Source organism: Altererythrobacter sp. CAU 1644 (assembly GCF_029623755.1).
GTDB classification, from domain to species: Bacteria; Pseudomonadota; Alphaproteobacteria; order Sphingomonadales; family Sphingomonadaceae; genus Erythrobacter; species Erythrobacter arenosus.
In genome coordinates, this window is record NZ_CP121106.1 from 107,483 (window position 1) to 126,641 (window position 19,159).

General features: G+C 63.4%; 22 protein-coding genes. 12 read left to right on the plus strand and 10 right to left on the minus strand.

Annotation, left to right across the window (positions count from 1 at the left end; genetic code table 11):
* Positions 1-23 precede the first annotated feature (23 nt).
* The 3 genes from P7228_RS00580 to coxB all read right to left on the minus strand — a co-directional run bounded on the left by P7228_RS00580 (position 24) and on the right by coxB (position 3,834).
* On the minus strand, positions 24-983 hold the full coding sequence (locus P7228_RS00580; protein ID WP_278016285.1) for an alpha/beta fold hydrolase: 960 nt from the start codon (positions 981-983) through the stop codon (positions 24-26).
* A gap of 74 nt (positions 984-1,057) precedes the next feature.
* Positions 1,058-2,764, minus strand: coding sequence for a cytochrome c oxidase subunit I (ctaD, locus tag P7228_RS00585; RefSeq protein WP_278016286.1), 1,707 nt, complete (start codon positions 2,762-2,764; stop codon positions 1,058-1,060).
* Between the two features lie 38 nt (positions 2,765-2,802).
* Positions 2,803-3,834 (minus strand): cytochrome c oxidase subunit II, encoded by a 1,032-nt coding sequence (gene coxB, locus P7228_RS00590; protein ID WP_278016287.1) that lies wholly within the window; start codon positions 3,832-3,834, stop codon positions 2,803-2,805.
* Between the two features lie 213 nt (positions 3,835-4,047).
* Between coxB and pyrE the strand changes: the two genes are divergently transcribed.
* The 7 genes from pyrE to ruvX are packed head-to-tail and all read left to right on the plus strand — an operon-like array spanning position 4,048 to position 9,366.
* A complete protein-coding gene (gene pyrE, locus P7228_RS00595; protein WP_278016288.1) occupies positions 4,048-4,626 on the plus strand; it encodes an orotate phosphoribosyltransferase in 579 nt (192 codons plus the stop codon).
* A gap of 1 nt (position 4,627) precedes the next feature.
* The gene (locus tag P7228_RS00600; protein ID WP_278016289.1) at positions 4,628-5,371 is read left to right on the plus strand and encodes a pyridoxine 5'-phosphate synthase; all 744 of its coding nucleotides are present in this window, start codon (positions 4,628-4,630) and stop codon (positions 5,369-5,371) included.
* The gene (gene acpS / locus P7228_RS00605; RefSeq protein ID WP_278016290.1) at positions 5,368-5,769 is read left to right on the plus strand and encodes a holo-ACP synthase; all 402 of its coding nucleotides are present in this window, start codon (positions 5,368-5,370) and stop codon (positions 5,767-5,769) included. The genes P7228_RS00600 and acpS overlap by 4 nt, the downstream gene beginning before the upstream one ends.
* Positions 5,766-6,662 carry a signal peptidase I gene (gene lepB / locus P7228_RS00610; protein WP_278016291.1) on the plus strand — a complete coding sequence of 299 codons (897 nt, stop codon included), beginning with the start codon at positions 5,766-5,768 and terminating at the stop codon, positions 6,660-6,662. The genes acpS and lepB overlap by 4 nt, the downstream gene beginning before the upstream one ends.
* Complete coding sequence (locus P7228_RS00615; RefSeq protein WP_278016292.1) at positions 6,649-7,740, plus strand: AI-2E family transporter; 1,092 nt, start codon at positions 6,649-6,651, stop codon at positions 7,738-7,740. Before lepB ends, P7228_RS00615 begins: the two co-directional genes overlap by 14 nt.
* Entirely contained in the window at positions 7,730-8,899 is a 1,170-nt protein-coding gene (locus tag P7228_RS00620) for a DUF3089 domain-containing protein (RefSeq protein ID WP_278016293.1), read from the plus strand. The genes P7228_RS00615 and P7228_RS00620 overlap by 11 nt, the downstream gene beginning before the upstream one ends.
* The gene (gene ruvX, locus P7228_RS00625; protein WP_278016294.1) at positions 8,896-9,366 is read left to right on the plus strand and encodes a Holliday junction resolvase RuvX; all 471 of its coding nucleotides are present in this window, start codon (positions 8,896-8,898) and stop codon (positions 9,364-9,366) included. Before P7228_RS00620 ends, ruvX begins: the two co-directional genes overlap by 4 nt.
* Here the strand turns inward: ruvX and P7228_RS00630 are convergent.
* The 3 genes from P7228_RS00630 to P7228_RS00640 are packed head-to-tail and all read right to left on the minus strand — an operon-like array spanning position 9,363 to position 11,386.
* Entirely contained in the window at positions 9,363-10,262 is a 900-nt protein-coding gene (locus P7228_RS00630; RefSeq protein ID WP_278016295.1) for a transposase, read from the minus strand. The genes ruvX and P7228_RS00630 overlap by 4 nt on opposite strands.
* Positions 10,250-11,221, minus strand: coding sequence for a hypothetical protein (locus P7228_RS00635; RefSeq protein WP_278016296.1), 972 nt, complete (start codon positions 11,219-11,221; stop codon positions 10,250-10,252). The genes P7228_RS00630 and P7228_RS00635 overlap by 13 nt, the downstream gene beginning before the upstream one ends.
* Positions 11,222-11,233: 12 nt before the next feature.
* Positions 11,234-11,386 carry a hypothetical protein gene (locus P7228_RS00640; protein ID WP_278016297.1) on the minus strand — a complete coding sequence of 51 codons (153 nt, stop codon included), beginning with the start codon at positions 11,384-11,386 and terminating at the stop codon, positions 11,234-11,236.
* 123 nt (positions 11,387-11,509) lie between these two features.
* On the opposite strand from P7228_RS00640, the gene P7228_RS00645 reads away from it, so the two are divergent.
* Both P7228_RS00645 and P7228_RS00650 read left to right on the plus strand, forming a co-directional pair.
* A complete protein-coding gene (locus tag P7228_RS00645; RefSeq protein WP_278016298.1) occupies positions 11,510-11,959 on the plus strand; it encodes a PaaI family thioesterase in 450 nt (149 codons plus the stop codon).
* Entirely contained in the window at positions 11,952-12,359 is a 408-nt protein-coding gene (locus P7228_RS00650; protein ID WP_278016299.1) for a PaaI family thioesterase, read from the plus strand. The genes P7228_RS00645 and P7228_RS00650 overlap by 8 nt, the downstream gene beginning before the upstream one ends.
* Here P7228_RS00650 and P7228_RS00655 read toward each other — a convergent pair.
* From P7228_RS00655 to P7228_RS00665, 3 genes are all read right to left on the minus strand, one after another.
* Positions 12,356-14,647 carry a transglycosylase domain-containing protein gene (locus P7228_RS00655; protein WP_278016300.1) on the minus strand — a complete coding sequence of 764 codons (2,292 nt, stop codon included), beginning with the start codon at positions 14,645-14,647 and terminating at the stop codon, positions 12,356-12,358. The genes P7228_RS00650 and P7228_RS00655 overlap by 4 nt on opposite strands.
* A 72-nt stretch (positions 14,648-14,719) precedes the next feature.
* A complete protein-coding gene (locus P7228_RS00660) occupies positions 14,720-15,703 on the minus strand; it encodes an AAA family ATPase (RefSeq protein WP_278016301.1) in 984 nt (327 codons plus the stop codon).
* A 99-nt stretch (positions 15,704-15,802) separates the two neighbouring features.
* The gene (locus tag P7228_RS00665) at positions 15,803-16,480 is read right to left on the minus strand and encodes a cupin domain-containing protein (RefSeq protein WP_278016302.1); all 678 of its coding nucleotides are present in this window, start codon (positions 16,478-16,480) and stop codon (positions 15,803-15,805) included.
* A 96-nt stretch (positions 16,481-16,576) separates the two neighbouring features.
* Here P7228_RS00665 and P7228_RS00670 point away from each other — a divergent pair, with 96 nt between their 5' ends.
* Positions 16,577-17,143, plus strand: a complete 567-nt coding sequence (locus P7228_RS00670; RefSeq protein WP_278016303.1) for a TetR/AcrR family transcriptional regulator — start codon at positions 16,577-16,579, stop codon at positions 17,141-17,143.
* Between the two features lie 44 nt (positions 17,144-17,187).
* Positions 17,188-18,024 (plus strand): oxygenase MpaB family protein, encoded by an 837-nt coding sequence (locus P7228_RS00675; protein ID WP_278016304.1) that lies wholly within the window; start codon positions 17,188-17,190, stop codon positions 18,022-18,024.
* Here the strand turns inward: P7228_RS00675 and P7228_RS00680 are convergent, their stop codons facing one another.
* The gene (locus P7228_RS00680) at positions 18,025-18,708 is read right to left on the minus strand and encodes a winged helix-turn-helix transcriptional regulator (RefSeq protein ID WP_278016305.1); all 684 of its coding nucleotides are present in this window, start codon (positions 18,706-18,708) and stop codon (positions 18,025-18,027) included.
* 78 nt (positions 18,709-18,786) lie between these two features.
* Here P7228_RS00680 and P7228_RS00685 point away from each other — a divergent pair, with 78 nt between their 5' ends.
* Positions 18,787-19,158: a DUF1428 domain-containing protein gene (locus tag P7228_RS00685; RefSeq protein WP_278016306.1), complete on the plus strand. Its 372-nt coding sequence runs from the start codon at positions 18,787-18,789 to the stop codon at positions 19,156-19,158.
* Position 19,159: the final 1 nt, after the last annotated feature.

A 19,159-nucleotide genomic window follows, 5' to 3' on the forward strand; every position in this document is an offset into this window, starting at 1 on the left:
GGAATCGGCGTGCATATAGGGGGCTATAGCCGCTTTAGCCAGTCGATCAGCAAGCGGTTCACCTCATCGGGGCGTTCCTGCTGAGTCCAGTGGCCCACGCCGTCCAGGATGTGGCCTTCGACCCGGGGCGCGAACAGCTTCATCATCGCTACCGGATCGGTGACCGCGCCGAACAGGTAAGTGGCCGGATCGCGCGTTCCGCCGATGAAGAGCGCGGGTTGCTCAATGCGCTGGCCTCGCCACGCCTGCAGCCACTCGAAGTCGCGCTGATGATTGCGATAGCGATTGAGCGGTCCGCGAAAACCCGATTGGCGAAACTCTTGCTCGTAGTAATCCATATCCTCGTCGGTCAGCCACGGCACCGGTTGCGGATCAGGCAAACCCTCGAGGAAGGTCGCCCCATAGGGCTTGCTCCAATAGTCGCCGGGCGGAACATCGCCGCTGATCGAATACATCATGCGCTGCACGAAGTCGCGCGGGTCTACCTCAGCCTCTGCCTCGGCTACACCAGGCTCCTGGAAATACTCCTGGTAGAAGAACTTGCCCTGGCTGATGAAATGCTCGTGGTAGATCTCGTTGAAAGGTCGCTGCGGCGCCCCGGCGAAAGGTACCGACATCCCACAGACCGCGAGAAAATGTTCCGGATGCGTCAACGTCGTGTTCCACACGATCGGCGCACCCCAATCATGGCCCACGAGGATGGCGGGCGTGTCGGGTTGCAACGCCTGCCTTAGGCCCACCAGGTCCCCTGCGAGCTTTTCGAGAGAATAGTCGGCAATCTCCGGTGGCTTGTCCGATCCGCCGTATCCGCGCACATCAATCGCGCAGGCTGTAAAGCCGGCCTCTGCGACGGGGCCAAGCTGATGGCGCCAGCTGTACCAGCTTTCCGGGAAGCCGTGGACAAATATGACCAGCGGGCCCTCGCCCTCGATCGCGCAGCGCAGCGATACCTCGCCGGTGTCGATCTGGCGCATCTCGGGCATGGTCAAGTCCTCGTCTCAAAGCAAACGGCCAGCCCTTGCGGACTGGCCGGAAGCTGTTCGCCCTGCTCTCAGCCTCAGGCCGTGGCGGGACGGTGATCGTGGTAGTCGTGGTGGTCTTCGATCACCGGAAGCGTTTCGTACTGGTGGAACGGCGGCGGGCTCGACAGGGTCCATTCGAGCGTGGTCGCACCTTCGCCCCAATAGTTGTCGGCTGCCTTCTTGCCGGCGACGAACGCGTAGATCACGTTAGCGAAGAACAGCAGCATCGAAGCGGCCATGATTTCGTAGCCGATCGAGCTGATTTCGTTCCAGTAGGAATAAGCCGGGGTGAAGTCGGGATAACGACGCGGCATGCCCTGGAGGCCCAGGAAGTGCTGCGGGAAGAAGATCACGTTCACCCCGACGAAGAAGCCCCAGAAGTGGAGATGCGCGAGGAACTCGCTGTGCATCTTGCCGCTCATCTTCGGGAACCAATAGTAGAACCCGGCGAAGAGGGCGAAGACCGCACCCATCGACAGCACGTAGTGGAAGTGCGCGACCACGAAATAGGTGTCATGCACGACATCGTCGATGCCGCCATTGGCGAGGTAGACGCCGGTCACGCCGCCGACGGTAAACAGGAAGATGAAGCCGAGCGCCCAGACCATCGGGCTCTTGAACTCGATCGAGCCGCCCCACATCGTGGCGATCCAGCTGAAGATCTTCACGCCGGTCGGCACTGCGATGACCATGGTCGCCGCGGTGAAATACATCTTCGTGTTCACGTCGAGGCCGACAGTGTACATGTGGTGCGCCCACACGACGAAGCCGACCACGCCGATTGCAACCATGGCATAGGCCATGCCGAGGTAGCCGAACACCGGCTTGCGGCTGAAGGTCGCGATGATCTGGCTGATGATGCCGAAGCCCGGCAGGATCATGATGTAGACTTCGGGGTGACCGAAGAACCAGAACAGGTGCTGGTAGAGCACCGGATCGCCACCACCGCCGGCATCGAAGAAGGTCGTGCCGAAGTTGCGGTCGGTCAGCAGCATGGTGATCGCGGCCGCCAGAACCGGCAGTGCCAGCAGCAGCAGGAATGCGGTGACTAGAACCGACCATACGAACAGCGGCATCTTGTGCAGGGTCATGCCCGGCGCACGCATGTTGAAGATGGTGGTGATGAAGTTGGTCGCCCCGAGGATCGAGCCCGCACCTGCAAGGTGGAGCGAGAAGATCGCAAAGTCGACCGCAGGACCGGTCGAACCCGATGTCGACAGCGGCGCATAGACCGTCCAGCCCACGCCCGCTCCGTTACCGCCCGCGCCGCCCGGCACGAACATCGAGAACAGCAGGCTGCAGAAGCCAGCGACGGTCAGCCAGAACGAGATGTTGTTCATGCGCGGAAACGCCATGTCCGGCGCACCAATCATCAGCGGGACGAACCAGTTGCCGAAGCCGCCGATAATGGCGGGCATGACCATGAAGAAGACCATGATCAGGCCGTGCGCAGTGATGAACACGTTCCACATGTGCAGATTGGCGTCGAAGCTGGCTTCGCCACCGAGAAGCTCGACCCAATAGCCCAGGACCTGGATGCCCGGTTCCGCCAGTTCGGCACGCATGATGCCCGAAATGACGCCGCCGATGATCCCCGCGAAGATCGCGAAGATCAGGTAGAGCGTGCCGATATCCTTGTGGTTGGTCGACATGAACCAGCGGGCAAAGAAACCCGGCTTGTGATCAGCGTGGTGCGCGTGATCGTCGTGGTGAGCGTCGAAACCGTCTGCGGTAGTGGCCATGGTGCTTCTCTGGACCTTCTTTGAATTCTGTCTCGGGCTTATTCGGCAGCGGCGGCCGTATCGGCAGCGCCTTCGGTGTCGCCGGCATCGGCAACCGCGGCTTCATCGGCCTCGGCAGCTTCTTCCGCACCGGCAAGGGTTCCACCCTGCGCGATGACCCAGGCTTCCCACTGATCGCGGGGCAGAGCCTCGATCGCGATCGGCATGTAGCCGTGCTTGATACCGCACAGTTCCGAACACTGCCCGTAGTAAACGCCCGGCTCGCTGATCGTCAGCAGCTTTTCATTGAGGCGGCCGGGGACCGCATCGAGCTTGAACCACAGCGACGGAATCGCGAACGAGTGGATCACGTCGGCGGCGATGATCTGCATGCGGATCGGCGTATCGACCGGCAGGACCAGTCGGTTGTCCACCGCCAGCTGCGGCGGCTCGCCATTGGCGATGGCGTCAGCCTCGGGCAGCATGTTCGAGATGATCTCGAAGTCGCCGTTGTCGGGATAGTTATAGCCCCAGTACCACTGGTACCCGGTGACCTTCACCGTCACCGCGTCAGCCGGCGGGGTCTCATATTGCTTCGCCAGCAGGCTGATTGAAGGGAGCGCGATCGCAACCAGAACGAGAACCGGTACCAGCGTCCAGACTACCTCGATCAGTGTATTGTGCGTCGTCTTCGAAGGGACGGGGTTAGCGCGCTTGTTATAGCGAACGATGACGTAAAGCAGCAGGCCGAGCACGAAAATGCTGATGATCGCCATTACCCAGACGAGGCCGTTGTGCAGGCCGAGCGCGCTCTGACCGATGGGCGAATACTGGTCCTGGACGTCGAGCAAGCCATCCACGGGCATGCCCTTGCCTTCGGTCGGTGCCATCGGCGTGTAGGCGCCAGCCGTTTCCGTTGCCGGAGTGGCCACGTCTGCCGCAGTCGCTGCGACCTCCGCCGTTTCAGCCGTCGTCTCTGTTGCAGCGGCGTCCTGCGCCATCGCCGCGCGTGGCGCGAGCGCCAGGAGCACGGCGATCACGAGTGCTGCGAAGAGATAATGTGCCCGCTTGAGGGTTTGACCCAGAATCATCAGTCTGACGCTTTCCGCTTCGTTGCTATTCGTTGCCCTGTGCCTCCCTGCGGGGAATAGCGCAAGGCATGAAGTCCCACCCGGCAGTCGCAGCCAGGTTTGGGGCGCCCTATAGGCCCGCTTGCCGACTGCCTCAAGCGCTTCTAGGGAGAAAATTATGCAAGGCCCCCAGTCCTGCGAGCAATCACCGGCAAGAAGCGAGTTTTCCACATCATGACCGAAGAAGAAGTGTTGTCCGAATTCCGTGCGAGCGGAGCGCTGCTTGAAGGGCACTTCAAGCTGTCGTCGGGGCGACACAGCGCCCACTACCTGCAATGCGCACGGGTCCTCATGAACGCCGAGCGGGCCGGAAACCTCGCCCGCGCCCTCGCCCAGAAGCTGCCGCGAGAGCTCCGCAACCAGATCGATGTCGTCATCTCTCCCGCGATGGGCGGCCTCATCATCGGCCACGAAATGGGCCGCGCATTGGGCAAGGACGCGATGTTCCTCGAGCGGCCCGACGGCGTGTTTCACCTGCGTCGGGGCTTCGCCATCGAGCCGGGCGCCAAGGTGCTGATGGTCGAGGACGTGGTGACCACCGGCCTGTCGAGTCGCGAGGCTATAGAGGCGGTAAAGCGTGAGGGTGGTGATGTAGTCGCGGAGGTTGCCGTGGTAGATCGCTCGGCAGGAGAGGTAGACCTGGGTGTGCCATTCTTTGCCCTGATCGACATCAACTTCCCGAGCTATGCCGAGGACGAGGTCCCGGCCGAGCTCTCGGCCGTTCCCGTGACCAAGCCGGGGAGCCGCGGCTAGGATGGCTTCAAGGCTGCGTCTCGGGGTCAATATCGACCACGTTGCCACCATCCGCAACGCGCGCGGGGGCGACCATCCCGATCCGGTGCGCGCTGCCGAAATCGTGGCCTCGGTCGGCGGCGACGGCATTACCGCGCACCTGCGCGAAGACCGTCGGCATATCCGCGACGAGGACCTCGCACGAATCCAGCAGGCGACCGATCTGCCGCTCAATCTCGAGATGGCAGCGACCGAGGAGATGCTGGCGATCGCGCTGCGCCACAAGCCACATGCCGCCTGCATCGTGCCCGAGAAGCGCGAGGAGCGCACCACCGAGGGCGGCCTCGATGCCGCCGGGCTGCACAACCAGCTGGCGCCCATCGTCACCCGCCTCGGGGACGAGGGGATCCGCGTCAGCCTGTTCATAGAGGCAACCGAACGTCAGCTCGAAGCGGCACAGCGCCTTTCCGCCCCCGTGGTCGAGTTCCACACGGGCGAATACGCCCACGCCGGTCTCGACGGCGATGGCGAGCGGATGGAGCGCGAGCGCGAGAGGATCGCGAGCATGGCCCGGATGGCGGTCGAACTGGGGATCGAGCCCCATGCCGGTCACGGGCTCACCTATGAAAACGTGGCGCCGATTGCCGCCATCCCTGAATTGGCGGAACTCAACATCGGGCACTACCTGATCGGCGAGGCAGTCTTCGTGGGGCTTGAAAACGCGGTGCGACGGATGCGCGACCTGATGGATGAGGCCCGGGCATGATCATCGGACTCGGCTCCGACCTGTGCAATATCGAGCGGATCCAGAATTCGCTCGACCGTTTCGGCGAGCGCTTCGAGCAGCGCGTCTTCACCGAGATCGAGATTGCCAAGGCGCGCAGGCGCCCGTTCACCATCGCCGGGACCTATGCCAAGCGGTTCGCGGCGAAGGAGGCTTTCAGCAAGGCCGTCGGCACCGGTTTCCGGCGCGGCGTCTTCATGAAAGATATCGGGGTGGTGAACGCTCCGTCGGGCGCACCGACGCTCGATCTCGCAGGCGGCGCGGCAATGCGGCTTGCGGAATTGACGCCGCACGGCCATGAGGCGCTCATTCATCTCACCCTCACCGACGACCACCCATGGGCACAGGCCTACATTATCATTGAGGCTCGCCCCCTATGACCAGCATGAGCGGCTACCAACGCGTGAAGCAGACTTCGAAAAAAGACAAAGAGAAGGTCAACTGGCTGGCCGAGCTGCGCGGCCTTGGCCTCATGCTGTTCGCCGTCCTCGCCTTCCACAGCCTGGTGGCCAAGCCGTTCTACATTCCGTCGACCTCGATGATGCCGACGCTCTATGTCGGCGACCGGCTGGTGGTGAGCAAATACCCCTACGGCTGGTCCTGGGCCTCGGTCAGCTTTCACATGCTGAGCCGATCCGACTGGCGGATCGCGCCCGATACGCCCGAATACGGCGACATTGTGATCCCGGTCCATCCGGTTCGTGACGAGGACTATATCAAGCGCGTGGTCGCACTGCCGGGTGACCGGATCGCCATCAGGGGCGGCCAGATCATCCTCAATGGCACGCCGGTGAGGCAGGAAGTCGTGCCGCCGGTGCGGATCCCCTACGAGCCCTATCTGCAGTGCAATTTCCTCCAGTGCCTCAATGCATTCGAGGACTACCGGGTGCGCGAAGCCAACGGGGATCAGTTCTACGAACCGCCGACCTTCCGCGAGACGCTCCCCAATGGCGCGACTTACCTCGTCATCGATCACATGGAGCAATATCTCGACGAGATGGACGAGATCACCGTTCCCGAAGGCAGCGTCTTCGTGATGGGCGACAATCGCGACCATTCGGCCGATAGCCGCGCGTCGATTCTCGAGAAGGGGCTTGGCGGCCCGGTTCCGCTCGAAAACATCGGCGGCCGCGCCGAGTTCATCACCTTTTCCCTCGACGGATCAACCACATGGAACCCCGTGAGTTGGTTTACAAGCTTGCGCGGAGATCGCGCCTGGACCACTCTGCGCCCGGCAATTGCCGAAGGGGGCGCCTCCAATGAGCGAGAGTAACAAGTCCGACGATACAAGGATGGGCGCCAGCCCGACGCGCATCGGTGATGCGCACCTGCGGCGCGAGGCCGGTCGTGCGGCGATCTGGGCGATCGTTATCGGCCTGGCGGTTCTTGCCATCTACCTCGCGCAGTCGCTCCTGGTGATATTCGGGGCGATGGTTTTCGCCGCCATGATCGACGGGGGCGCGAGGCTGCTCGGGCGCGCCTTGCCGATCGGAAGAAACTGGCGCGTCGCCATCGTGCTCATCCTTGCCACCGGTTTCCTCGCCTGGCTGGTGATGTTCGCCGGCTCGACGATCTCCAAGGAAGCGGCGCAGTTCCCCGAACTCATCCAGCAGCAGCTGGCGCAGTTCTTCGGATGGCTGCGGACGCAGGGCATTGCGATCGACACCGTCGACCTCCGCAGCCTGGCCGGATCGCTGACCAGCGGCGTAGGAACCGTCACCAAGGCGATCGGAGGCATCTTCGGCGGGCTGACGACGCTTCTGCTGATCGTCATCATCGGCATCTATTTCGCGATCGACCCCCGTCTCTACGAACGCGGCGTCGCATGGATGGTGCCGGAGGAATATCGCGACGCCTTCAGCGACACGATCAGCCACCAGGCCTACACGATGCGCCGCCTGCTGGCGGGCCGCCTGCTGGGCATGGTGGCCGAAGCGATCTTCACCTGGGCGCTGCTCGCTATCTACGGTGTGCCGATGGCCGCGCTGCTGGGCTTGCTTACCGGCCTGCTCGCTTTCATCCCCAATATTGGCGCCCTGATCTCCGGTGTCCTGATGGTCTTGGTCGGCTTCTCGGGCGGGACCGAGATGGGTCTCTATACGATCTTCGTCTACTTCCTGGTGCAGAACTTCGACGGTTATGTGCTGATCCCGTTGATCGCGAAGAAGACGGTCGATCTTGCCCCTGCCCTCGTCCTTTCAGCGCAGCTCATCTTCGGGGTGCTGTTCGGCATCCTCGGCCTCGCGCTGGCCGACCCGCTGCTGGCGATGATCAAGGTCGGACTCGAGCGCCGCGCGGCGCGTTTCGACGAAAGTGACAGTTCGATGGAGAAGGCCAAGCATGGCGCGTAAATTCCTCTACTTTGTGGCGATCATGATCGTCCTGGTCATCGCCGGGCTGATCGTGCTGCGGATCTGGTCGAAGGAACTGACCGCGATAGCCTTTGTCCCGACCACCGACTTCGCCGAGCAAACGCCGCTCGAGGCCAATGCCTACCAGGACCCTGAGCTGTGGTACTCGCGCCCCGGCATCGGGCTCGACGACCCGGCCCGCTGGCAACCGGCGTATCGCGATGAAGGCCGCAGCCTGCCGCAGCCCGCCGACCCTAAGCCCGGCAACTTTGCCGTGTTCTTCATTCACCCGACGAGTTTCCTCGATCGGTCCAACTGGAACGCCCCCATCGGCAGCACCGAAGCAGAGGACCGCGCGCGGCTTTACCTGCGCGGCCTCGCCAGCCCGTTCAACCAGGCGAGCGAAATCTGGGCGCCCAAATATCGCCAGGCGACGATGGGCGCATTCCTGACCGACAAGCCGGAGGGGCAAAAGGCGCTCGATGCGGCCTATGCCGACGTCAAGCAGGCCTTCGCTTTCTTCCTGACCGCGGTGGACGAGGACACGCCGATCGTGCTGGCCGGACATAGCCAGGGATCGCTTCACCTCCTGCGGCTGTTGCTCGAAGAGGTGAACGGCAGCGCAACCGCGCCGCGTATCGTGGCCGCCTATGTGGTCGGCTGGCCGGTCTCGGTCGAGCACGATCTCCCGGCACTGGGCCTTCCGGCCTGTGCGGCAGCCAATCAGACCGGTTGCCTGTTGAGCTGGTCGACCTTTGCCGAACCTGCCGATCCCACGGACGTGCTCGATACCTATTCCTCGTCCAAGGGTTTCGACGGCGAATTGCGCGGGAACAGCCAGATTCTCTGCACCAACCCGCTCACCGGCCGGGTCGGCGGCGAAGCGGAAGCAGCGGTGAACCTCGGCACATTGGTACCCGATGGCGATCTGGCCAATGGTGACCTCGTCCGCGGATCGGTCCCTGCTCGCTGCGACGATCGCGGGCTGCTGCTGATCGGCGACCCGCCCGAGATGGGCAGCTATGTCTTGCCGGGCAACAACTACCACGTCTACGATATCCCGCTGTTCTGGGCCAATGTGCAGCAGGATGTCGCGACCCGGGTGAGTGCGTGGCAGCAGGCGCGTCCGAATCAGGCGAAGCCTTCGCCGGCGCCATGATCACCACCAGCGCGCGCGAGTTCGAAGAGGCGCTGCCCGATGGCGGCGTCCTGCTCGGCCTCGATCCGGGGACCAAGACCATCGGCGTTGCGACCTGCGATGCGGGCTGGCGCTTCGCCACCGCCGGCAAGACGCTGGGCCGCGGCAAATGGGGCCGCGATCGCGAGGCTCTGCGCGAGATCGTCGAGAGTCGCGCTGTCAAAGGCGTGGTGATCGGCCTGCCCCGCAATATGGACGGCACCGAGGGGCCGCGCGCGCAGGCAAGCCGTGCTTTCGCCCGCAATGTGGTCGAGGCATTCGCCCTGCCCGTGCTGCTGTGGGATGAGCGTTGGTCGACCCACAGCGCGGAAGCGGCGATGATCGGGCAGGACATGAGCCGCGCCAAGCGCGCCGAGAAGATCGACAGCCATGCCGCAGCGGTGATCCTGCAAGGCGCGATCGACGCGCTCGCGGGCAGCGCTTTCTAGCCTGCGAGTTCGGCGCGCTTGCGCCGCGCGATGGTGGCCAACATGCGGCTGCCTGACAATTCGGCTTCGCGCCACAGCAAGTCGCGCTGATCCGCATCCTCGCTCAGCTCCGCGCGCGCCTCGAAGCTCGCCAGGCGGAGCCGTTCGCTCGGGTGGTAGCAACCGAACTGCTCGGCCAGGTCGAGCGCGCCCGCATGGCGGGTGGCCACTGCCACGCGCAGGAACGCCTCGGTCGAATTGGGGCTCAGCACACGGGTGATCGTCCCTTGCTCGAGGTCGAAGCCATATTGGTCGAACCACAATTGCGCCGGATCAGCATGCATCACGTTGAGCGAGACCGACAGGCTTTCGGGCGGGATCTGGCTGTGAATGTCGACATGCGCGCGGTAGAGCTGGATCTTGGCCTCGGCCAATGCCGAGCGCTCGATGAAGCGCAGCCCGGCCCGCTCACCCGGATATCCCGCGACCGCCCGATAATCGTACTCGTAGTAATCGCTGCGGTAGCCCGGGCCGAGATATCCAGAGGTCAGGAAGGAGAAGTTGTGATCGTGCGGGACGCCGTAGACAAAGCTCTCGGCGCCGCTCGCCTGGAAGCAATGGTCCTGCGGCGATGGCCAGACATTGGCGCGCAGGAACACATCGCCGCGGTTGGGGCTGAGGAGGATCGCCTGCGGGCCGTAGCCGCTCTCGATGTCTGTCTCGCGCGACTGGGGTTTGATCCGCTCGATCATGAGGTCGCCGAGGAAGTGGCGGTTGTTGTTGAGCTTGCGCAGCCATGCGGCGGTCTTCGCGAGCCGCTCCTCGCACGACGGGTTGAATTCGAGCGCAGCGATTCCTTCCACCGCATCTTCAAGGCTGCAGGTTTCGCTGCCCGGGATCTCGATCACGCGCGGCATGCATTGGTATCCACTTCGGCCAATTGGGGATAGGCGGCGAACAACTGCGCCCGCAATTGCGCGGCGGGCAATGCGAGTTCGTCGCCTTCCCGTGCCGCAGTCACGGTCAGCGCGCGAACGCCCGCCAGGGGCTCGAGCGCGATCGTGTGGCGGATCGCCTCCCAGCGCAGATGAGGCGGCCCTTCGACCGCCAGGGCAGCCATGGCGGGCACCGCATCCTTGCGCTTGAGCGCCCCGAGTACGGCCAGCGCAATTTCCTGCTGGCTGACCGCTTTCGATCCGCAAGCCTGCCGCAGCATGCGCCCATCGGCCAGGCAGTGTTCGCGTGTGGGGCGCGGCCAATCCGGCGTACATGACAATTGCAGCACCACCAGCCCTCCTTCCGCCCCGACAATCTGTCGGCTCGAACGATGGTCCGGCAAGTCCAACTTGCTACCCGGCCCCAGCCGGATCGTGCGGCTCGAAATGGAGCAATCACCGCTGGAACTCTGCCCAAGGCGATGGAGCAACGCCGTGCCCTTCCCGGCGATCACGATCTCTCGCACCCAGCGATCGGCGAAGATTGTGCTGGTCGGAGGGTCGCCTTCGCGCCGATTGGCGTAGGCTATCAGCGACAGGTCGACGCCGCCGTGGCTGAAAAGCCGCACGATGGTAAGGCCGTCGTGACAACTATGCGAACAGGGCACCAGGCCGAGCGGTTCATCGCGCAACCCGTCCACGAAGCTCGCCAGAAAGCCTTCTACAAAACCCGACGCAGTCTCGTATTCTCCCAGCAAGCGGCGCAGATGCGGGAGCTGTTCCATCGCTTCGCCCGAGGCCAGGCGCCCGATCTCTGCCTCGATCAGTGGCGAGAGTTCCCCAGCTAGCCATTGAGCGCGGGCGGATTCCATCCGCTGTGCGCCGCGGTGCTGCAAGGTTCGATCACCCCGCAGCGCCACTATCTTCTCATCGACCTTCATTCTCGGCAATTCTCAAGGAGCCGGACGGGTCACTTCATAGACATAGACCATGATCGCGACGACCGTGTCATCGACCCCGGCGCTGGCGGCCTTGAGGCTGCCGAAAAGAGCAGTGGTGGTCTCGAGCGCGGGAAGCGAGGCAAGCTCGATCATGGGTAGGTCCATCTATTCGTCTCCGTGTGATCATGCGCCGCCCGGTTGCGACGCCGCGGCAACGGATGGCCTCCGGAGGCCTCCAGCAAAAATTAAATCATTGTAATAAAGTGCGGCCCTTTGCAGAGGGTCCCCATGGCTCAAGAGCTCCCTCCTTTCGATCCCGCCGTATCGTCGAGTTTCTTCTTCCAGCACGGCCACCCCGGCTGGCTCGGCATGCGCTATCACGCCCATGGCAATGACTGGGTCGAGCTCGAACTTCCCTGGCGCGAGGACCTGCTGGGGGAAGAAGAACGGCATGTGCTCGCCTCGGGCCCGATCATCAGCCTGCTCGACATGGCTTCGGGGATGAGTATCTGGACCGCGACGAAGAAATTCGTTCCGGTCGCGACGCTCGATCTGCGCGTCGACTACCAGCGCGCCGCGCGCGAACGCAGCAGCGTTTTCGGCAAGGCCGAATGCTACCGCACCACCCGCTCCGCCGCCTTCGTGAGGGGTATCGCGCACGATGGCGATCCCGCCGATCCGGTCGCCACCATGGCGGCGGTATTCATGACCATCACGAGGGATCCGCGGAATGTCTGACAATAACTCCGCTCTCACGCCCTACGCCCAATCCCTCGGCATCGCCATTCACGGGGATGAGGATGGCACCCCCGTGCTGACGGTCGATTTCAGCGCGCAGATCGAAGGGCGGCCGGGCGCTTTCCACGGCGGCGCGACCAGCGGGCTGCTGGAGACGGCAGGCTATGCCGTGTTGCGCAAGACGCTTGACCGCGAAGGTCGCAACCCGCAGCTCAAGCCAATCAACATCACGGTCCAGTTCCTGAGTACGGGAAAGCAGAAGACGACCTATGCCAAGGGCCGCATCACGCGCCTGGGGCGCCGCAATGCCAATGTCTCGGTCGAGGCATGGCAGGACGACCGCGACCGGCCGATTGCAACCGCCATCATGAATATCCTGATGGCCGACCGCGAAGGCTAGCGGTTAGCCTCCTCCAGCTGCTGCTCGAGCTCGCGGGCGGCCTCTTCCAGATCGCGCGCGCGCTGGCGCTCGGCCTCCTGCTGGTCGGCGGTTCGCTCGCGTTCGGCCGCGCGCCGCTCAATAATCCGCTCAAGCCGCTCGGGATCGATGCGAATGCCATTATCGTCGAGCACGATATCGAGCGGGATTCCCCCGTCCTCGCCCGAAATGACCACCTGTCCGTTGCGAATGTCGAGGCCGAATGGGATGTCTTCCAGTTCCGGCACATCGAGCGGCTGGATCGGGCCTTCCGGATCGGGCCGCGCATCCGGTAGCGGACCGTCCGCGCCCGTCAGCGCCGCGCGCATGAAATCGCGCCAGATACGGGCCGGCAAGCCGCCACCGCTGATGCCCTTTAGCGGCGAATTGTCGTCATTGCCGATCCACACGCCGACCACCAGATCGCCCGCATAGCCGACGAACAGCGCGTCGCGATTGTCCTGCGTCGTCCCGGTCTTGCCGAAGTTGGGTACGGAGAGGGTTGCCGCCCGACCCGTGCCGCGATTGATCGCAGCGCGCAGCAACTCCTCCATGTTCTTGTGCTTGCGCGACGACAGCGATTTCTCGCCGCTGGTCAGCCATTCGAACCAATCCTGCTCATCCTTGGGGAAGGCATGCGGTTCAACCGGGAAAGCATTGCCGGCGACGCCTGCGTAGGCGGCTGTAAGCTCCAGCAAGGTCATGGTCGAGGTCCCAAGCGCCAGGCTCGGGTCGCCTGCGGGAAGCGGCGAAGTCACGCCCAGGTCGCGCGCGGTATCGATCACCGCGTCGCCACCGATCTGGTAATAGAGCCGGAGCGCGGCGACATTGCTCGACCGGGCAAACGCATCCTCAAGCGTGATCGACTGCGAATACTGCCCCCTCGCATTCTTGGGGCGATAGCCTCCCTCGGTGATCTCGGTATTCTCAATCAGATCGTCCGGCTCCATCCCGGCGCGGATCGCCGCGAGATAGGTGAACAGCTTGAAGGTAGAGCCCGGCTGACGTTTCGCCTGGGTCGCGCGGTTGAACGGCGACTGGCCGTAATCCTTGCCGCCCACCATGGCCACGACCTCGCCATTCGGCCGCATGGCGACCAGGGCGACCTGCGCTTCGCCCAGCGGCGCGCGCGCGATCACCCGGCTAGCGATTCTCTGCAGGCGCGCGTCGAGCGTCGTGGTCACGGTCTGCTTAGAATAGCCGCGCTCCATCTGCTGTCGCACGATCGGCAAGGCCCAGTCGGCGAAATAGGTCCCGGTCGGCACAGTATTGCGGGCACGGACATCGAGCCGCGGCGTCGGCAGGCGCGCAGCCTCGGCCTCGGTCAAATAACCGGCATCGACCATTGCGCCGACGACCAGCTTCATCCGCTGCTCGGCAAGATCGAAGTTCTTGGTCGGGGCGAGCCGCGAAGGCGCCTTTAGCAAACCCGCCAGCATCGCCGCCTGCTCGGGCTTGAGCTTTTCGGGCTGGCGATAGAAGTAATGCAGGCTGGCTGCGCGGAGGCCATACTGATTGTCACCGAAATAGGCGTTCGAGAGATAGCGCTCCAAGATCTCGTCCTTGGTCAGCCAAGCCTCGAGCCAGAAAGCGATCAGCATTTCGCGCCCCTTGCGCGTCAGCGTCTGTTCGCTGGTCAGGAAGGTGAATTTGGCGAGCTGCTGCGTGATGGTGCTGCCGCCCTGCCGTGAGCCACCGAATACATTGGCGAACAGCGCCCGTGCCATGCCGCGCGGATCGACGCCCCAGTGATCGTAGAAGCGGCGATCCTCGATCGCGAGAAACGCCTCGACGACGTGATCGGGCAGCCTTTCGACCTCGACCGGTTCCTCGACGATGGCGCCGCTGCGCGCGATGGGCGTGCCGTCGCTGGCGAGCAGCGTGACCTGCGGCGAGGCGATCGGTTGCAGCGATTTCGACAGCGGGGCGGTGAGCGCCAGCCACGCGACAATGAGAATGAAAAGTGCGATCAATCCGGCAACGATACGGACCGCCCACCAGCGCTTGCGCTGACCGCGCCAATAGGCGGGGCGCCAGAACGGCAACCGGCGGCGTTCCTCAGCCTCGAATTGCTGGTCGATATTGCCGAGCCGCGCATCCCATTCGGCAAAGCGGGAACGCGCGCTGGACGCAGGGAAATCGTCGTCGCGATCATCGTCCCACGCATTCCCATAGGGTTCCTGCAACGAGTAGAACCCGCCCTCGCCGCCGCCCGCGTCGAAGCGGTCCGTCCGGTTGCGACGGCGTGAAGGTTTGAGCCAGGCGAACATCGTTGCTGTGTTATCCTATTAACACAGTAATGGCGAGAAATTTCTCAGGCCTGAACGGCGCGCGCCGCGGACCTAGGAAAGCTTCTTGGCCGATCCGGAAGGCAGGTCTTCGCCGAAAACCCGCTGGTAATATTCGCTGACCAGGACGCGCTCGGCCTCGTCGCATTTGTTGAGGAAGCTGAGGCGGAAAGCGAAACCGATCGACTTGAAGATCTCGGCATTCTGCGCCCAGGTCATCACGGTACGTGGGCTCATCACGGTCGAGATATCACCGTTCATGAAACCCTGTCGCGTCAGGTCGGCGACCTGCACCATCTTGGCAATGGTCGCATTGTCGGTCTCGGGGCTCTTCGACTTGACGATTTCCTGTTCGACCTCGGCCTCGAGGTAGTTGAGCGCGACCACGATGCTCCAGCGGTCCATCTGTGCCTGGTTGATCGCCTGCGTGCCGTGATAGAGCCCGCTAGTGTCACCCAGACCGACCGTGTTGGAGGTCGCGAACAGGCGGAAAAACTTGTTCGGCGTGATCACCTTGTTCTGGTCGAGCAGCGTCAGCGCGCCCTGCGCTTCGAGCACGCGCTGGATAACGAACATAACGTCCGGACGGCCGGCATCGTATTCGTCGAAGGTCAGCGCGACCGGATGCTGCAGCGCCCACGGCAGGATGCCTTCCTTGAACTCGGTCACCTGCAAACCGTCGCGCAGCACGATGGCATCGCGCCCGACCAGGTCGATACGGCTGATATGCGCATCGAGGTTGACGCGCACGCTGGGCCATTTGAGGCGCGCAGCGACCTGCTCGATATGGGTCGACTTGCCCGTCCCGTGATAGCCCTGCACCATCACCCGGCGGTTGTGCGCGAACCCGGCGAGGATCGCCAGCGTGGTATCGGGATCGAAGACGTAACCCTCGTCCAGGTCGGGCACGCGCTCGTCCTTCAAGCTGAAGGCGGGTACCTGCCAATCGACATCGATGCCAAACGTATCGCGGACGTCGATCGTCGTATCGGGTTCCGGGAACAGCGTATTCGCCGTTCCATCGTAGTCACTTTGCATCAGGTTCTGCATATCGCCAGAACGCCTATACGCCTGCGGCGGGTGCTGCAAGCAAGGAGCGCTTGCTTAGTTGCAAGCTGGCACATTTTTCACCGAGCTTTACGGACCCGGAACCCTGACATGGCTCAGATGGCCGGATTTCATCCAAACCCGGGCGCCATCGGGGCCGGCCAGAAACGGCGCCGCCTGATCACGCGGAATGCGAATCCAGTCATGGCGAGTGAAGGCCTGTCCCTCCCACTCGACCACCCCTTCGAGGATCAGGAGTTCGACACCGCCGGGATCGACCAGCCCTCTCTGCGCCCCCGCAGCCCAGAGTTCGAGGCGTACGGTTTCATTTGGTCCGTCGAACAGGGTCGCGGCGCTGACACCGTCGACCCCTGTCACGGCTTTCAATCCTTGCCGGTTCAGATCGATGGCGAACTGCTCCTGGTCGCGCTCATCGAACTGCCACAGCTTCACGAAGATCGTGCAACCCTCGTCAGACCGGGGAATGTGACGCGTGCCGATGGGGTTTCGAACATAGGTTCCTGCCGGATAGTCGCCATGCTCGTCCTGGAAGGTGCCTTCGAGCACGATGAATTCCTCGCCGCCGCTGTGCGTGTGTTCGGCGAAATGGCTGCCGGGCGCATAGCGAACGATGCTAGTGGCGCGGGCAACTTCATCGCCGATCCGATCGAGCATCTTGCGCTCCACCCCCGGCATCGGTGACGCGATCCAGTCCATCGCAGCGGTGCGTTCGGCCACGGGAGCGTCGAAATCTGCATTAACTCGCATCAGGTCCTCGAAAGCGGTTCATGGCTAATACCTACCACTAGGTAGGTGACAGATAGCGCTTGCGCAAACCATGTCAACCTACTAGAAGGTAGAGCAATGGGCACACAAGATAAGCTCTTGAATCTTGGTGAGGCGCTGATCCGCGAGCGTGGCTTTGGCGGTTTCAGCTACGCCGATCTTGCGACCGCTGCCGGAATCAGAAAGGCCAGCGTCCATCACCACTTTCCGGCCAAGGCCGACTTCGGTCTCGCCGTGCTCGACCGCTATTCGGACCGGCTGGCAATCACCTTGGGGGATATCCTGGCGACTAGCCGCAACGGTGCGCAGGCATTGACCGCGGCCATCAAGCTGTACCGCGACGCGCTCGACGGCGGCGAACGCATGTGCCTGTGCGCGGCATTGGCGGCTGACGGCAGCGTGCTGACCGAAGAGATGCGCGCCATGCTGCACCGCTCGAACCGCATGACCTGCGACTGGATCGAGCAAGTCTTGGTCTCCGGGCGGCGCGATCGTTCGATTGCGGTCGCTGGCGACCCTGCCGAAGAAGCCGTCTCTATCCTCGCCCAACTCCAGGGTGCGCAACTCGTCGCCAAGGCGGCGGGCGACCCGATCGTTTTCGACAAGGCCGTCTCGACGCTGGCGGCACGGCTCCATCGCCACTGAACAGCCCACTGGCAAGCGGAGCCTTGCGCCCCTAGATTGCGCGCATGGCTGATCCCATCGAAACGCTGCGCCTCAAATTGGTCGAGCAGGTGCGCGGCGTGTTCAACGATGTCGAAAGCGGCCAAAAGCCGGTCCCCCCTTCCGACGAAGCGCTGTTCGAACGAAACACGCCAGTCCGCATGGTCCATGCCGATATCGTCGCGATGATGGTCGGCGGCATTCGCGGATTGCTGCTGCAGATGCTCCACCCCCATGCGCTGCAAGGCGTGCTCGATCATTCGAACTTCCGCAGTGACATGCACGGGCGGCTGCGTCGCACTGCGCGATTCATCGCCGTGACGACTTTCGGGCACCGCGACGATGCGCGCGCTGCGATCGAGCGCGTCAACCGCATCCACGCCAAGGTCGGCGGCACCTTGCCCGATGGCACCTCCTATTCCGCCACCGATCCGCGCACGTTGGCTTTCGTCCATGTCGCCGAGGCGACCAGCTTCCTCGCCGCCTATTTGCGCCACGTCCGGCCCGACATGCCCGGGTACGAGCAGGACGAGTATTATCGCCAGTTCGCGCTGGTTGCCCGCGTACTTGGGGCCGATCCGGTGCCCGAGAGCCGCAACGAAGCCGAAGCACTGTTTCGCGAATTGCGCACTGAGTTGCGCACCTCGCCCGAAGCGCGCGAGGTCGCACAATTGGTGCTGACCCAGCGGCCGGAGGGCGCGCCGCCCGCAGTCCAGGCCATGCTCGGGGCGGAGGCGGTTGCAATCCTTCCATCATTTGCCCGCTCGATGCTCGGCCTGTCGCGTCCCGGCCTTGCTGCCCTGCCAGCCCGCGCCGCTACCTGGGGCATGGGCAAGACATTGCGCTGGGCATTCCGCCAATAGTCAGCCGAGCTTTTCCGGCAGTTCGAAGATGTCCGCGAAGCGCAAGGCCAGCTTGCGATCGCCGCGGATGGTCAGCCTTGCCTCGCGCTCCAGCTCTTCGACCGGCACATTTGCATAGAACAAACCTGCTAGCACGGGTGCGGTCGGAACTTCGAACACGGCCTGCGCTTCATCGAGATCATCCCGCCGGATCGGGAGCGCGCCATCCTTCATTCGGGCGAGGAACGTCTCTCCGCCAATGTCAAATCCGATGCGCGCCTCTATCCCCTTGGCCTTCTCCGGATCGAACATGGTCCGCAGCGACAGCATGAAGGACACCGGCGACAGCGGCAGCAGAGGATCGTGGCCCGGCGACATGGCAGCCCAGCGGCCCAGTTCCTGCAGGACTGGCTCGGCGCGATAGCCCCATTCGGTAAGCTCATAGGCCTGGACCGGCACGGGCGAAACGAACCGACGCCGCACCAGCATGCCTGCCTCTTCGAACATGGTCAGCCGCTCGGTCAGCGTCTTGGCGCTTATTCCGGGCAGGCTGGCGCGGAGGTCGGAAAATCGCCTCGGTCCGAGCATAAGCTCGCGCACGACCAGCATGCTCCAGCGCTCGCCCAGCAATTCGAGCCCGAAAGCGGTGCCACAGGCATCGTTGTACCAGCGACCGTGAAGCTTGGTTTCTTTTTGTAACTTCATTGTTGCATTAAGTAATCAAGAAGCGCATCTTTCGCAAGTTCCGAGTCGCGCGCCCCTCAACTCACTGGGAGAATAGCCATGTATATAGATGGTTTCGTGATCGCAGTTCCCACCGCCAACCGGCAGAAGTTCATCGACCATGCGAAGACGGCTGACAGCGTCTTCATCGATTTCGGCGCGACCCGCGTGCTCGAATGCTGGGGTGACGACGTACCCGAAGGTACGCAAACCGATTTCCGCAAGGCGGTGCAGGCCAAGAACGATGAGACGGTTGTGTTCAGCTGGATCGAATGGCCCGACAAGGCAACCCGCGATGCGGGAATGAAGAAGATGATGGATCCCGATTTCTCCGATCCGCGGATGGATCAGGAGAAGAACCCGATGCCGTTTGACGGGAAGCGCCTGATTTACGGCGGCTTCGCACCGGTAACTGAACTCAAGGGAGAGTGAC

Excerpts from the sequence above, each read along its gene's own strand:
- P7228_RS00655 (WP_278016300.1), bottom strand. The coding sequence starts at position 14,647 with ATGTTCGCCTGGCTCAAACCTTCACGCCGTCGCAACCGGACGGACCGC.
- P7228_RS00650 (WP_278016299.1), top strand. The coding sequence starts at position 11,952 with ATGTCTGACAATAACTCCGCTCTCACGCCCTACGCCCAATCCCTCGGC.
- P7228_RS00600 (WP_278016289.1), top strand. The coding sequence starts at position 4,628 with ATGGCTTCAAGGCTGCGTCTCGGGGTCAATATCGACCACGTTGCCACC.
- P7228_RS00675 (WP_278016304.1), top strand. The coding sequence starts at position 17,188 with ATGGCTGATCCCATCGAAACGCTGCGCCTCAAATTGGTCGAGCAGGTG.
- P7228_RS00640 (WP_278016297.1), bottom strand. The coding sequence starts at position 11,386 with ATGGACCTACCCATGATCGAGCTTGCCTCGCTTCCCGCGCTCGAGACC.
- P7228_RS00670 (WP_278016303.1), top strand. The coding sequence starts at position 16,577 with ATGGGCACACAAGATAAGCTCTTGAATCTTGGTGAGGCGCTGATCCGC.
- P7228_RS00615 (WP_278016292.1), top strand. The coding sequence starts at position 6,649 with ATGAGCGAGAGTAACAAGTCCGACGATACAAGGATGGGCGCCAGCCCG.
- acpS (WP_278016290.1), top strand. The coding sequence starts at position 5,368 with ATGATCATCGGACTCGGCTCCGACCTGTGCAATATCGAGCGGATCCAG.
- P7228_RS00645 (WP_278016298.1), top strand. The coding sequence starts at position 11,510 with ATGGCTCAAGAGCTCCCTCCTTTCGATCCCGCCGTATCGTCGAGTTTC.
- P7228_RS00680 (WP_278016305.1), bottom strand. The coding sequence starts at position 18,708 with ATGAAGTTACAAAAAGAAACCAAGCTTCACGGTCGCTGGTACAACGAT.
- P7228_RS00580 (WP_278016285.1), bottom strand. The coding sequence starts at position 983 with ATGCCCGAGATGCGCCAGATCGACACCGGCGAGGTATCGCTGCGCTGC.
- P7228_RS00620 (WP_278016293.1), top strand. The coding sequence starts at position 7,730 with ATGGCGCGTAAATTCCTCTACTTTGTGGCGATCATGATCGTCCTGGTC.
- ctaD (WP_278016286.1), bottom strand. The coding sequence starts at position 2,764 with ATGGCCACTACCGCAGACGGTTTCGACGCTCACCACGACGATCACGCG.
- coxB (WP_278016287.1), bottom strand. The coding sequence starts at position 3,834 with ATGATTCTGGGTCAAACCCTCAAGCGGGCACATTATCTCTTCGCAGCA.
- lepB (WP_278016291.1), top strand. The coding sequence starts at position 5,766 with ATGACCAGCATGAGCGGCTACCAACGCGTGAAGCAGACTTCGAAAAAA.
- P7228_RS00630 (WP_278016295.1), bottom strand. The coding sequence starts at position 10,262 with ATGCCGCGCGTGATCGAGATCCCGGGCAGCGAAACCTGCAGCCTTGAA.
- ruvX (WP_278016294.1), top strand. The coding sequence starts at position 8,896 with ATGATCACCACCAGCGCGCGCGAGTTCGAAGAGGCGCTGCCCGATGGC.
- pyrE (WP_278016288.1), top strand. The coding sequence starts at position 4,048 with ATGACCGAAGAAGAAGTGTTGTCCGAATTCCGTGCGAGCGGAGCGCTG.
- P7228_RS00635 (WP_278016296.1), bottom strand. The coding sequence starts at position 11,221 with ATGAAGGTCGATGAGAAGATAGTGGCGCTGCGGGGTGATCGAACCTTG.
- P7228_RS00660 (WP_278016301.1), bottom strand. The coding sequence starts at position 15,703 with ATGCAAAGTGACTACGATGGAACGGCGAATACGCTGTTCCCGGAACCC.
- P7228_RS00665 (WP_278016302.1), bottom strand. The coding sequence starts at position 16,480 with ATGCGAGTTAATGCAGATTTCGACGCTCCCGTGGCCGAACGCACCGCT.
- P7228_RS00685 (WP_278016306.1), top strand. The coding sequence starts at position 18,787 with ATGTATATAGATGGTTTCGTGATCGCAGTTCCCACCGCCAACCGGCAG.